Origin of the sequence: Kolteria novifilia (assembly GCA_007748055.1) — a bacterium.
Taxonomy (GTDB): Bacteria; Planctomycetota; Planctomycetia; order Kolteriales; family Kolteriaceae; genus Kolteria; species Kolteria novifilia.
Genome location: CP036279.1, coordinates 7,509,713 through 7,522,859 on the forward strand (window position 1 = coordinate 7,509,713; position 13,147 = coordinate 7,522,859).

Here is a 13,147-nt window from a genome sequence, read left to right on the forward strand (position 1 = left end):
CGCTGAGAAACGCCCATTCTTGGGCCAAACGTTCCCGAACGGGCATCGATTGGGACGTGGAAGCGTTCGAAGCACATCAAGACAACCCGGGAGTCGGTCGATTCCCCGGACCCGCGCTCCCACTATCCCCATATGGGACGCGCGGCTCCCTGGCGAGCGGGTAGCGAAAGAATGCGAGTGGCGTTCAGGAGCGCTGGCGCCGATCGAGCCCGAGCCAGAGAGCGAGGCCGGCGACGGTCAGCAGACTGACCAGCGTTCCCCACGTCACCGAGATATCGCGATAGGTCCATTCGACGACGTGCTGGCCGGGAGGGACGTCGACCCGGCGCATCGGAGAGTCGGCGACGGGCTCGACCGGCTCCCCATCGACGGTCACCGTCCATCCGGGGTAGAGCAGATCGGTCAGGACGACGCGCGTCTTGACCGGAGTTTCGACGTCGATGTCGACGCGATGCGGTCGCAGGGCTTCGATGGTGACGGTGCCTTGCTCGACGGGTTGTCCCTGGTCGTCCTCGAGGTAGACCCGACCAAGTGCCGCGTCGAAGCGATAGAGGTAGAGCGGTTCCGAGGCGGCTCGCTTCCAACGAGGATTGAGAAACGGATCGTCCCCGCTCCAAACGAGCGTTGCCGGCCAACTCGAGGGGAGTGGCTTGAAGGTCAGCAGATGGGTGACGCCGCGACGTCTCAGGAGTTCGACCGCCTCGGGAGTCGCCGCGACATCGCCGTCGAAGGGCCCGTCGATCGAGCGCCACTCCTCATACAACTCTGGTCCGAGCCCGAGATAGGTCGGCACCGCCGCGACGTCGATGAGGCTCAACGTGTTGGGATCGGGAGCCAGGACGCGGTCGATGGGCGAAAGATGTTTCGCCACGATCGACGCGTCGCGTTTCGCGATCGGGGCGTAGGGGAGAACGTCGACGTAGCTCGTGTGGCGGCCGACATACTCGTATTCGAACGCCGTGGCGACGAGGACGAGCGGGAGCGTCACCAGCCCGACCCATGGCAGCCTCTTGCGCAACGCCCCTCCCGCCATGCCGACCAGGACCGCCAATCCCAACTGCGCCGCCAACGAGTAGCGACTGGGGTAGCGAAAGAAGCTGAACCCGGGGAGATCCTTGAGGAAGGGCATCAGCACCCCGGTCGCGACGAGAAGACTGACCACCACGAGTCCGAACCATGGCAGCGCCTGCCAGCGCCACCAGCGCGCCGCGGTCGCCAACATCAGCAAGAGCACGCACGCCCATCCGAGATGAAAGGACGCCTCGACGCGGTTGGTGTTCGCTTTGATCGAGTTGAGGTACTGGTCGGTCAGTTCCCTCTCATCGCCGAGAAAGAGTTGCTGCGACACGAGGTAAAGGGGCGGAATGCCACCGTAGCCGGTCGATTCGGCGAACCGCTCGGTCACGCGCTGACTGACCGAGCGTAGCTCCCACGTCGAGAAGACCTGCGGGGCCGCGAGAAGAAAGCCCAGCGCGAGCAGCCCCGGAACCGCCAAGCGAAGACGCCAATGGTCTTTCCAAGAGTAGCCGCCGATGGGCAAGGTAATCGCCAGCCACAGCGCCGCGAGAATCGTCACGAAGGCGAGTTGGAAATGGCCCGCGAGGAGCTGGGCTCCCATCGCGATCACCAGCGCGATCCCCCAAGCGACGCGTCTCGTTTGAATCCAGCGGATCTCGAAGAGGATCACCAACGGCATCCACGAACCGGTGACGATCGCCCATTCGAGACTCGAGCGGGCCGGGAACCAGCCGAACGTGAAGACGAGTGCGAGCAGATGAGAGCCTAGCCGTCCGATTGAAAGCGTTCTCCCGAGCCAGTACGCCGCGAGGAAGGCGAAGAGGTAGTGCGCCCCATGGACGGCGTTGTACGCGGTCGCCAAGTCGAAGCATCGGTAGGCGATGACGTTGGGAGGGTAAAAGGGAGCGGTTTGCCCTTCGCCGACCAGAGGGACGCCGTTGCCGATCCGCGCGTGCCAGGTGCGGATATGCCCCTCGCGAAGCCCCTCGGCGTAGTAGTCCTTGAGCGGGAAGAAGTAGTTGTAGACGTCGCCGCCGATGAAGCCGCCACCGAGGGCGAGCGGCCACCAAAAGGCCAACGTCAAGATGGAACCGACAAGGCCGGGAACGATGAATTCGGCAACGAGGATCGCTCCGGTCCTGTTCCCGAAGAGTTTCGGGAGTCCGTGTCGCTTTCCGGTCGAATCATCTACCACGGTCATCGCATCCCGTTGGTCGCATGCCGCGGGACGTCGCACGCCCAAGTTGACGCGCTGGCACGTCGACGCCGCCCTTGGAGCTGTCTATGGTATTCGACGGCGAGCGGATGACCGCACCGGCCGATTTCCCTGGTGAACCTCTCCCCCGTGGTGGAGAGTCAATTCAGAGGGAAGACGACGTGGACCGTTTTCCCACCCACGGACAAGGAGCGAGCACTGAGCCACACCTACAAGTACGCCCGACCGGCGCTCACGGTGGATGTCGCCGTCTTCGCGCCCATCGACGGAGAACTCCAGGTTCTCCTCATTCGTCGGGCCAGCGAGCCGTTTCGCGATCGCTGGGCTCTTCCTGGCGGTTTCGTCGAGCCCGAGGAGCCCATCTCGCTGGCGGCCCTTCGCGAACTCCAGGAGGAGACCGGGCTGCGACCACGGAAGTTCTATCCGGTCGGCGCCTACGGGGATCCGGGGCGCGATCCGCGTGGCTGGACCGTTTCGGCCCTGTTCTACACCATTGTCGATGCCGCCGGGCACGTGCCGGACGCCCAGAGCGACGCGAAAGAAGCCGGTTGGAAGTCGACTCGATTGCCGCCGCCGCTCGCCTTCGATCATCGCGTCCTGGTGAGTGACGCACTCGCGCGGATGCGCGATGATCTCTACACGCAACCGGTCGCGACCGACCTTTTTCCCGCGCGATTCGAGGAAGAGTTGCTCGTGAAGCGGTTCGCCGAACTGGGAGCCGGCGAAGACGATCCCTGTCGCCTCGTTCGCCGACTCACCGACGCCGGACTCTTGACAACCGAAGAGCATGGCCTCTTTTGCTGGGTCACTTGAGCCTCTCGCGTCTTGATTGGCAAATTCATTGCCCAAGAGACTGCTGGGTGCCAATCCCTCGCTCGACGGGGGCATGCCAATAGGATCCACGCTCGACGGGGGCATGCAAATAGGATCCACGCTCGACGGGGGCATGCGGGAGGCGCCTGTGATTGGGCAATCTCCCGCACGATATGAGAGCCGAGATTTCATGAACGAACTTGCCCATCAAGTCGCTGGCGAATCGACGTACTCATCGATGCGGCCTCCGCTCGGCAGGAACGATGTTGTCTGCCAACGGTGCTCGGCTAGACATAGAGGAAACGCCTCCCCATCACCCGTGATCGCTCACGACGTTCCCCTTTGGTGACGAATGTCGGGCAGGCTTCCCCGAGACACAATCCTTGCGGTAGGAGAAGGACATCCATGGAAGTGCTTAAAGCGGCGGATCCGTCGGTCTGGCAAGCGATCATGGACGAACAGGCCCGGCAACTCTCCGGACTGGAGATGATCGCGTCAGAGAATTACACCAGTGCCGCGGTCCTGGAGTGCCAGGGTTCGGTGCTGACCAACAAGTACGCCGAGGGCTATCCCGGGCGGCGCTACTACGGCGGCTGCGAACACGTCGATGTCGTCGAGCGGCTCGCCATCGAACGCGCCACCGAGCTGTTCGGCGCCGAAGCCGTCAACGTGCAGCCCCACTCGGGCGCCTCGGCCAACCTCGCGGCCTTCTTCGCCACCATCAAGCCCGGCGACACCATCCTCACGATGGATCTGGCCCACGGCGGCCACCTGACACACGGCAGCCCCGTCAACTTCTCCGGCAAGCTCTACCGCGTCGTCCACTACGGCGTCGATCGCAAGACCGAGTGCATCGACTACGACCAAGTGGCGGCCTTGGCTCGCGCGGAGAAGCCCGCGCTGATCCTCGCCGGCGCCAGCGCCTATCCCCGCGTGATCGACTTCGCCCCCTTCGCGGAGATCGCCAACGAGGTCGGCGCGATCTTCATGGTCGACATGGCACACATCGCCGGACTGATCGCGGGGGGCGCCCATCCGAGCCCGGTTCCCTACGCCGACATCGTCACCTCGACGACGCACAAGACCCTCCGTGGCCCACGCAGCGGCTTCATCCTCTGCAAGGAGCAGTTCGGCAAACCGATCAACTCGTCGATCTTCCCTGGTGCCCAAGGCGGTCCCTTGATGCATGTCGTGGCCGCAAAGGCGGTCGCGTTCGGCGAGGCGTTGCAGCCCTCCTTCAAGGAGTACGCCAACCAAGTCGTCGCCAACGCCAAGGTTCTCGCGGAAGAACTGACCGCGGGAGGCCTCCGGATCACCAGCGGCGGTACCGACAACCATCTCGTCCTCGTCGACGTGACGAAGATGGAAGGGATGACCGGCAAGATCGCCGAGAAGTCGCTCGACAAGGCGGGGATCACCGTCAACAAGAACATGATCCCCTACGATGAGCGCAAGCCGCTCGATCCCTCCGGGATTCGGCTCGGCACGCCGGCGTTGACGACGCGTGGGATGAAGGAGGCGGAGATCAAGAAGGTCTCCGCGTGGATCCTCGAAGCGCTCGCCGCCGCCGACAACGAGGACCGTCTCGGCCAGATCCGGGCCGCGATCGCCGAGTTCTGCAACGACTACCCCGTTCCCGGCATCGAACAACCGACCGCCGTTGGCTAGGGTCCTGATTGCTCAAGAGGCTCCTTGGGTGTCATGCCCACGCTCGCCGTGGGCATGCGGGACACGCCTGTGATGGGGCAATTTCGCACACGATCTGAGGGCCGAGATGTCATGTAGCGAACTTGCCAGCCAAACACTAGCGCACCGGCCCATCTAAGTCTTGGGGTGCCACTGGCTGCTTGTCAGCCAGTTCCAAAGGGTTGGGGTTGCACCAACACCAACTGCAAGTCGGAACAGAGCACTCGTTCGTCACGATCGGACCACGTTTCCCCAAGATTTGGGCCGCGCCAGCGAATAGGCTGGAGGTTGCCTCGCTCGTCACGTCACTTGGGGAACGACGTCCATGGATCGCAAGATAGACCCGCGTCACGATCAGATTCGGCCGGTCCTTCGCCTTGTCGGACCGGCGATGATGGGCGTCGGGGGCATCCTGATCGCCATTGGGATGATCAGCTTTTTCAGTGCGTTCGGCGGCTTCGGCCCTCCCCGCTTTTTCTGGTGCGCCTTTCTCGGCATCCCACTCTTTGGCATCGGCAGCGGCGTCACCAAATTCGCCTACATGGGCGCGATCACACGCTATCTCTCCCAGGAAATCTCGCCGGTCGGCCGCGATACGTTCAACTACATGGCCGACGGGACGCAGGATGGGATTCGCACGATCACCTCGGCGATTAGCCAGGGACTGGCGTCGGGTGTCGACGATCGTCGGCTGAAAGCCCACTGCCCACAATGTTCATCACTTCAGGACGCCGACGCGAACTTCTGTTCCGCCTGCGGCGCGGCGATGCCGAAAGAGAAGTTTTGCGCGAGCTGCGGCGCCGAAAACGACCCCGACGCGAAGTTCTGCGACGCGTGTGGCCAGCGGTTTGAATCGCGATCATTTCGTTGAGAGAGAGAGCCCGTCCGGTTTCGTCTCGACCGCTCCCAACGGAGCGTACGCCACCACCACGTCGTTGCCGAAAATCTCGGTCAGCGTGACCGTCTTTCCCCCCTTGGAGATGGGAAGGGGACTCTGAAAGGCACGAAGCGGATCGGTCATCAGGACGAGGGGACGGTCGCCGGTGACCTTGAGGATCGACTCCGCTTGCGTTCGGTCCGGCGCTTGCGAACGCTGCGCCTCGGGGTAGAGCGATCGCACCGTCAGGAGCAACTGGCTACTGGGTGGTTCACCGACAAAGAGCAACAAGTCGACGTTGGGGTACGAGTGCAGACGCTGCGACAGCTGATACCAAGGGTCGTCGCTGCGCCGCGCCGAATTCAACTCACTCAAGGTCGGCAAGCACGCCAGCAAGACCGTTCCCACCACGTACGACCCGAAGAGCCAACGGCGATCGCGATCGCTGCGTGACGTGAGGCGATAGAGCCATATCAACAGCGCCGCGGCCAGCACCAACAGGTCGACACCCAAGTGAACGTGCCACTTCTGCCCGGCATTTAGCGGCCCGGCACTGATCCAACTCGGCAGCGAACGCAGCGCGGCGTTCTGCGCGACGATAAAGACCACCGCGACGAGCATGAAGATCAACTGGACGTAGTAGTCTCGGATCTGTCGCGTCATGATCTGCCCCAGCGTGTTGACCGCGAGGATGAGCAGTGGGGCGATCGTGAAGAGCAACGTCGCCGGTGTCGGCGCGGTCGTCGAAAAGGCGAGCGAAGCCAAGAGAACCCAAAGAAGCGGAATCGCGTTGCCGTCGCGAGCGTGCCTCTTGAGGGTCTCGCGCAGCGCCAAAAACAATCCGACGCACGATAGGACGATCGTCGCCGGCATCGTCATCGCCAACTCGATCGGTAGCGAGCCCAAATGATCGAGTGTGGGTGGCGCCGGCCAAGGAGAATAAGAACTCAGATGCCAGCCCGCCCCCATGAGGAACGGAGCGGCGAGGGCGAACCCTCCGACGACCACGGCGACGCCCCCCCAAACGGTGGGCGCCTTGCGCGTCTCGGTGAGGGCTTCGGACATGTTGTCCCCCTCGCGAATCTGGCGACACACGAACTCCAGCAGGCCGAGCGCCGGCAGCCAGAGAGCGAACAGACCCGACGAAAGCAGCAGACCCGCGAACGAAAACGCGCCCGCAAAGGTCCAGCGCGACCACAATTCGCCGTCAACCGCGAGATGTTTCAAGTAGAAGACGAAACTCAACAGCGACCAAAAGAGTACCGCTGTCGTCGGTTCGCCACTTTGAACCTGCTCGAGAAAGAATCGGTTGAGCGTCAGGAGGAAACAACTCAAGAGCGCTGTCGCCTCGTTGCTGATCTCCAGCACGATCCAATAGAGCGTGCAGATCGAGAGCAGACCGAATAGGTAGCTTGGCGTCGGAAGGGTTAGGAAGGGGTCGCCGAAGGGAACCGACAGCACCAGGGCGCACATCCAGGTGAAAAAGGGAGGGACGGAACTCGTCGGGACCTCGGGAACTTGCCAGGTCCCATCGAGAACATCGAGTCCCAGAAGTCCCCAAACCGCCTGGGCCTCCGTGAGACTGCCGTAGGACCACGTGTAGAAGGCGGGAAGCGTTGCGGCGATGAGAAGCACCAACGACCGATAGGGCCGTGCGGTGGGAAGTTTGAGCCAAATGGGAGACGGTCCGCTCACGGCGGCACGAAGGGCGATCTCCTGATTCCGAGTCGACCGAGAAACCGCGATGGGAACACCTCGCCAACGGAGTACAGCGTGATCACGGAACGGCCGTCATCCCTCTCCATCTTAGCGTTCTAGCGGATTCGATGCGTCACCACCACGCTGGGGAATTCTCGTGTCTCTTTCTTCGACCGACTCGACCCCCGTTGACTTGTCTCGGCTCCGCGACAAAGAATGGTCACGGACCAACAGACCTGCTCGACGGCCGATGCCGGTGACCGCGGAGACCCACATGCCCAAACGTGTCCTCAATGTCGGCCAATGTGCCCCCGACCATGGTTCGATCACTCACTTCATCGAGAGTTCGTTCGACGCCAAGGTCGATCGCGGTCACCTCCTGAAGGACTCCCTGGAGAAGCTGGGAGCCAACGACTACGCCCTGGTCCTGGTCAATCGCAAACTCGACGCCGACTACTCCGACGGCATCGAGATCATCAAACATCTCAAGGCGGACGAACGTTTCCGCGATCTGCCGTGCATGCTCGTCTCGAACTATCCCGAATGGCAAGAGAAGGCCGTCGAGGCGGGCGCCGCTCCCGGTTTCGGGAAATCGGAACTGCGGCAACAGCAAACCCGAGAGAAACTGGCAACGATTCTCGATAGTAGGAGCTGAACCATGCCGAAATGGACGTCGTCCCCGAATCGGTCCACCTTGTTGGCCCTGGCGATCCTCGTCGGTGGACTGCCATCACTTGTCGCCCTTCGCGCCGACGAGCTAGTGGTCGCCCGTCCCAAACGGGAGATCGTCGCCCGCTGCGGCGAGGGCTACCTGGAACTCGTCGACGGCTATCGCGTCCTGCACCTGAAGGGTTCCCCCTACGAAATGGGCTACCAGCACGGCGTGCTACTCAAGGATGAATGCCGCGAATTGCTCCATCACCTCACGCAGGTCAAAGCGAAGGAAGTCAGCCTCGAGTTCATGGGCATGACGGTCTCGCCGGTGCAGATCATTCAAATGATCTTCGCGTTGCAACGCCCCTACGTGCCGCCGCGCTACGTCGAGGAGTTGGAGGGTCTCGCCGCCGGCGCCGATCTACCCCTCCAGCAGGCGTTCGTCGCCAACAGCATCCCCGAGCTCTTCCACTGCAGCGGATTCGCACTGCGAAGCGATCTCACGGAATCGGGCTCGATGCTGCACGGGCGGGTGCTCGACTATGGCATCGACTGGCGACTACAGGAGTTCGCCGTCTTGGTCCTCGCCGAGCCTGAGGGGAAGATTCCCTTCGCCAATATCACCTACACCGGGTTCATCGGTTCGGTTGGGGGAATGAACACGCAACAGGTCTCCATCGGAGAGATGGGGGGACGCGGTGCCGGCAAATGGGCTGGGACGCCGATGGCGTTTCTCGTTCGGCGGGTCTTGGAAGAAGCTGACTCTCTCGACGAAGCGATCGAGATTTTTCGCGATAGCCGGCGCACGTGCGAATACTACTACGTGATCGCCGACGCGGAAGCCGACGACGCGGTGGGACTCGATGGCAGTGCCGATCGTTTCGAAGTGATCAAGATGGGCGCATCGCACCCGCGCCTTCCAACACCGGTCCCCGGAACGGTGCTTCTATCGGCGGGGGATCGCTACGGACATCTCTGCCGGCTGGTGAGCGACGTTCGCGACACGAAGGAGAAGTTCTCGTTCGAGCGTGCTCGTCGGCTGATGGATGCTCCGGTCGCGATGAAGTCGAACCTTCACAACGTTCTGTTCGCTCCGGGGCTCGGCAAGCTCTGGGTCGCCAACGCCGGCCCGAACGGCGAGCCGGCCTGGCAGCGGAAGTATTACGGCTTCGACATCAACGAACTACTCACGACCGAGCCCGAAGGCGACGCCCAGGTCTTCGAGTTGCCGTCCAAAGAAAAGTAGGATGGGGCCGCGGCCCACCACGACGAAGGAATGTTGTGCGACGAAGGCAGGGGCGATTGCCCCCTTAGCAAACTTCGCTGCAACTACTCGACACCGGACTTCGAAAGCCATGGGTGAAGTATTGGGCTTCGTTTCAAGAGTAGGTCGTCGGCCCGAGGCTCAGCCCAAATCGCTGAGCACTTGCGCAAGAAGCCTGAAGACTCCATAGATGGCCGGGTCGAACGTGCTCTGGAGCTGAACACCTCGCTACAACGTGATATTCCCGTTGCGCCCTTCTTGGGAGCCGCCACAGAATGTGAGAACACCTATATCGATGGCTACTTCTACAATTGTATTTCAGTCTGCCAAGCGGCTGTCGAAGGTTTGGCCAAGTTTCTATTGGAACAGAACGGCTTTGCTCAGGGGAAGAACTTCAAAGCTAACTTGGGGATCTTGCAGAAAAACAAGGTCATCTCAAAGGAGTGCAAGAAGGCGTTTGAGAAGATTCACAAGGACAGGAATGACTTTCACCATGTGAACAAGAACGTCAAACGAGACCCCCACGAACTCAATGCACGAGCGATCGAGTGCCTAGAGAGTCTCTCCACAATTTGCCTCCTCCTCGGAATTTGTGGGTCATCTCTTGGCTGTTTTGGCGTCCAGTGGGCCAATTCTTCGAGAAACACCGCTGTTTTTGGCTTCGGAGGCCTGCTGGCAATTGGACCGGCAAATTGCGAATCGTGTTCGAGCCCTCTCTTGCGAGGTGACGAAATTTCGTCACCTCACCGCTTGGCTGGAGAATAGGCTTGGTCCTGGAACGCCAACGCCCGATTCGCCTAAAAAACCAGCCCGGATCGGCTGGGTGACGCCGGGCCCCTGCAAAGACAGCCCACCAGGGTGGCGTCCGGGTCCCAGACGAGCCGGCCGGCAGAGAAGCAATTTGTCCTCTTTAGGACCCACAGATTCGCCAATAGAGCCCACAATTGAATCGGAACTATTCGCCTACGAACTTGTCAACGGCGAGTTCGTTCCGGCGCATCCCATCTACTGGCCTACCGACGCGTTGAAGAATGGCCCACCTGCCGGTCGTTGAAGCAACTCACCGCCTATCGCTGTCAAACCCTTGTAGGGTTTGCAGCATTTCACCATGTCCACCCAAAGTGCGCTGCGCGACGTTGGGCTTTGCTGTTGCATGCCTTCAGCATGCACTCGCCATCGCCAAGACGCGTTGTTGGGGCTCCTCGCTGGCGACTTAGTAGTCCGTTGATTTAAGCGGGCCAAGGCGAGAACGAGCCATGCTGGCCAAGATCAAGCAGGAATAGCGCAGGCGAACCCTTAGATTCGTCGAGGTCTTCCAGCGCCGAGATTGGTCAAGAGAGCAGTTCGCAGCCCGCTGCGAATAGATCAACGGGCTGTTAGTTCGTCAGCGGCTTCTTCGCGTCGGCTTTCTTCTTCGTGTCGTCGCCGTTGGATGACTTCTTCGCGCCGGCTTGCTCGTCGACCTTCGGCTCGCCCGGATCTTGGATATAGATCAGGATTCGGTCGTGCGTCACCAGGACGATATCTTCCCGACCGTCGCTGTTGACATCGCCGATCACCACTTCGCGCGGCTCGAGCCCGCCACCGGAAAAGGCTCCACTACGGAAGGTCTTCTCCTCGAAGACCTGCCAACGCTGGGCACGCTTCAGGTCGACATCGGGGCCGACCGCGAGGATCTCCAGGTGATGGCGTGATGGCTCGAGCAACAACACGTCGGTCTTGCCGTTGGCGTTGAGGTCGCCCGGAATCATGTCGAAGAGCTGGCCGTCGGGGATGTTCGACTCGTAGCTGGCGATCTCCTTAAACACCCGATCGCGCTTGCCGACGAAGCTGATCCCCATCTTCTCCGAATCAAACAGAAGCAAGTCCCCGCGATTGTCGCCATCCAGGTCGGCGACTTCCATCCCGCGAAGGGCGAAGGCGCCGACCTTCAGCGTGCGCCAACGGCGGAAGAGGCCATTGTCGGCCTTGAGGAAGACCAGCGATTGCGAGGAGCGATCGTACATCGCCAGTTCGCGGTCGCCGTCGCCGTCCAGATCGATCGCGTGGACGCCAATCACCTTGGCGGACCCCTCGGTCGCGTTGTACTGGTCGAGTACCTCCCAACGGCCGTTCTTTAGCTTGAGGCTCCGGGCGAAGTTGCTCTGAGCGACGAGGAAGACCGGGTCGTCGCCGGCGAGCTTGCCGTAGTAGACCGCCGCCGGAGAGATCGTTCCGAGAGCACCGCCGGTCGAGTCGGGAGCCTTCGTGTAGGTTCCCTTCTCGTTGCCGAGGTAAATCTGCGGCGACTGGAAGAGATAGAAGAACATCAGGTCGAGATGTCCGTCGGCGTTGACGTCGACGGCGCGGGAATCGTACGGCTTGCCCGACATGTCGAGTTTCTGCTCTTCCTTGTCGCCAAACTTATCGGACTCCCAACGAATCGAGTCGCCATCCTTGGTCGGCTTGAGCTTGCGAAGGACAAAGCTGTCCTTCGATGCCTTTTCATCCCGGACCTGGGCGAGATAGACGAGCCGCGCCTCCATCCCCGAACCGAGCACCGCCATCGTCAGCGGCACGTCCTTCGTGCCCAGTAGCGACGGGAAGGTGATGCGTCGGCCGTCGAAGCGGCTCTGTCCGATCGCTCGTTCGCGTTCGCTCAGCGAGAGGATCGTCTCGGGGCCATCGCCCAACGAGAGCGAGCGGAGCAGGGAGGTCCCGATCAGGCTCGGATACTCGCTGCCCAGATCGAGTCCCTCCTGGTCGTCCTGCCGATAGAGCAGCAGTCGAGCGGCGCTCGCGTCGCAGACGACGACATCCTTCTTCGCGTCGGCGGTGACATCCGCGACGACGAGGTCGACTTGCGGGCTACCGCCCGATCGCGCGAAGGGGAAAACGACCATCTGGCTGGTCGGGGATTCCTCCTCCTCGGCGGCATCGCCGAGCGAATAGACGAGGAAGCGATCCGAAAGGGCACTGATCATCAGCATCTCGAGACCGGGCTTGCCGTCGAGGTCGGCGTAGGAAACCCCGCGCGGCTCGTCGATTTCGAAGCGACGCTCCGGGCCGAGCCGATGGCTCTTCCGCTGGAAGCGAACCCGAACGGGAAACTGCGAATCGTCGCTCAGGTAGACGATGTCGTTGAGGCCATCCTGGTCGAGATCCAAGACGCGGACGAGGCTCATCGATCCCTCGTCGAGCCGATAGCGAACCGGCTCCTTCAGGCGTCCGTCGGCTCCCTGGTAGGCGACGTAGAGGTTGTTCCGGCCGAGAAACGCGATGTCGGTCAGCCCGTCGCCGTTGAGATCGCCGAGGTCGAGAGCCCATACCGAACGCTGAGCGTCCGAGATGTCGAAGTGTCGCCGGCGGCCGAAGCTGCCGTCCTTGTTCTGGTACTCCACATAGAGGCCGGAAGGATCGGCAAGGTAGACCAGGTCGGCCCGACCGTCATTGTTGACGTCGCCAACGGTCAGGGAGGCGATGGTCTTGTTTTGTGTCAGCTTGACGTGTTCGAGGCGTGCGTCATTGGGGATATCGTTGACCTCGAAGGGGTCGGCCGTCGGGATTGGCTTGCCGTCGGGGCGCTGTTTGAGGACGTCGATGCGGTTCTTCTGATTGTTGATGACGATGATGTCGAGCTTGCCATCGCCGTCGATATCCCGCAGCAGCAGGTTCTTGATGCGTGGATCGAGCTTGTAAATCTCTGGGGAAAGAAAGCCGTAGTCGTCCTTGAGCGAGTAATCGCGGATGGGTGGCGAATCCCCCTCGGAGGTCGGAGCGGCCGCCTGAAGAGTGGAGACGAACAACGCCACGATCGCGAAGCCAACAAAACGTTCCATCGATTGGGCACCTGGTTTCTGGAAATTCCCTTTGACGGGAGTCGTCCTCTTTCAACGATGCTAGTAACCTCCCTAGCTTACGCAGGGCGTCGGTCATGGGCCAA

Annotated in this window: 9 protein-coding genes; 6 read left to right on the forward strand and 3 right to left on the reverse strand. The window is 61.7% G+C overall.

Annotated elements, in window-relative coordinates; translation table 11 throughout:
* Window positions 1-184: 184 nt before the first annotated feature.
* Window positions 185-2,212, reverse strand: coding sequence for a hypothetical protein (locus Pan216_RS27525; RefSeq protein WP_419193076.1), 2,028 nt, complete (start codon window positions 2,210-2,212; stop codon window positions 185-187).
* A gap of 135 nt (window positions 2,213-2,347) precedes the next feature.
* Between Pan216_RS27525 and Pan216_RS27530 the strand changes: the two genes are divergently transcribed.
* From Pan216_RS27530 to Pan216_RS27540, 3 genes are all read left to right on the forward strand, one after another.
* Entirely contained in the window at window positions 2,348-3,046 is a 699-nt protein-coding gene (locus Pan216_RS27530) for an NUDIX domain-containing protein (RefSeq protein ID WP_419193077.1), read from the forward strand.
* 405 nt (window positions 3,047-3,451) lie between these two features.
* Window positions 3,452-4,714: a serine hydroxymethyltransferase gene (locus Pan216_RS27535; RefSeq protein WP_145263358.1), complete on the forward strand. Its 1,263-nt coding sequence runs from the start codon at window positions 3,452-3,454 to the stop codon at window positions 4,712-4,714.
* A 343-nt stretch (window positions 4,715-5,057) separates the two neighbouring features.
* The gene (locus tag Pan216_RS27540; protein ID WP_145263360.1) at window positions 5,058-5,603 is read left to right on the forward strand and encodes a zinc ribbon domain-containing protein; all 546 of its coding nucleotides are present in this window, start codon (window positions 5,058-5,060) and stop codon (window positions 5,601-5,603) included.
* Here the strand turns inward: Pan216_RS27540 and Pan216_RS27545 are convergent.
* Window positions 5,592-7,304, reverse strand: a complete 1,713-nt coding sequence (locus Pan216_RS27545; RefSeq protein WP_145263362.1) for a glycosyltransferase family 39 protein — start codon at window positions 7,302-7,304, stop codon at window positions 5,592-5,594. The genes Pan216_RS27540 and Pan216_RS27545 overlap by 12 nt on opposite strands.
* A gap of 277 nt (window positions 7,305-7,581) precedes the next feature.
* Between Pan216_RS27545 and Pan216_RS27550 the strand changes: the two genes are divergently transcribed.
* From Pan216_RS27550 to Pan216_RS27560, 3 genes are all read left to right on the forward strand, one after another.
* A complete protein-coding gene (locus Pan216_RS27550) occupies window positions 7,582-7,962 on the forward strand; it encodes a response regulator (protein ID WP_145263364.1) in 381 nt (126 codons plus the stop codon).
* Window positions 7,963-7,965: 3 nt separating this feature from the next.
* Entirely contained in the window at window positions 7,966-9,207 is a 1,242-nt protein-coding gene (locus tag Pan216_RS27555; RefSeq protein ID WP_145263366.1) for a C45 family autoproteolytic acyltransferase/hydrolase, read from the forward strand.
* A gap of 180 nt (window positions 9,208-9,387) precedes the next feature.
* The gene (locus Pan216_RS27560) at window positions 9,388-9,990 is read left to right on the forward strand and encodes a hypothetical protein (RefSeq protein WP_145263368.1); all 603 of its coding nucleotides are present in this window, start codon (window positions 9,388-9,390) and stop codon (window positions 9,988-9,990) included.
* A gap of 611 nt (window positions 9,991-10,601) precedes the next feature.
* Here Pan216_RS27560 and Pan216_RS27565 read toward each other — a convergent pair.
* Window positions 10,602-13,043, reverse strand: coding sequence for an FG-GAP repeat domain-containing protein (locus Pan216_RS27565; RefSeq protein WP_145263370.1), 2,442 nt, complete (start codon window positions 13,041-13,043; stop codon window positions 10,602-10,604).
* Window positions 13,044-13,147: the final 104 nt, after the last annotated feature.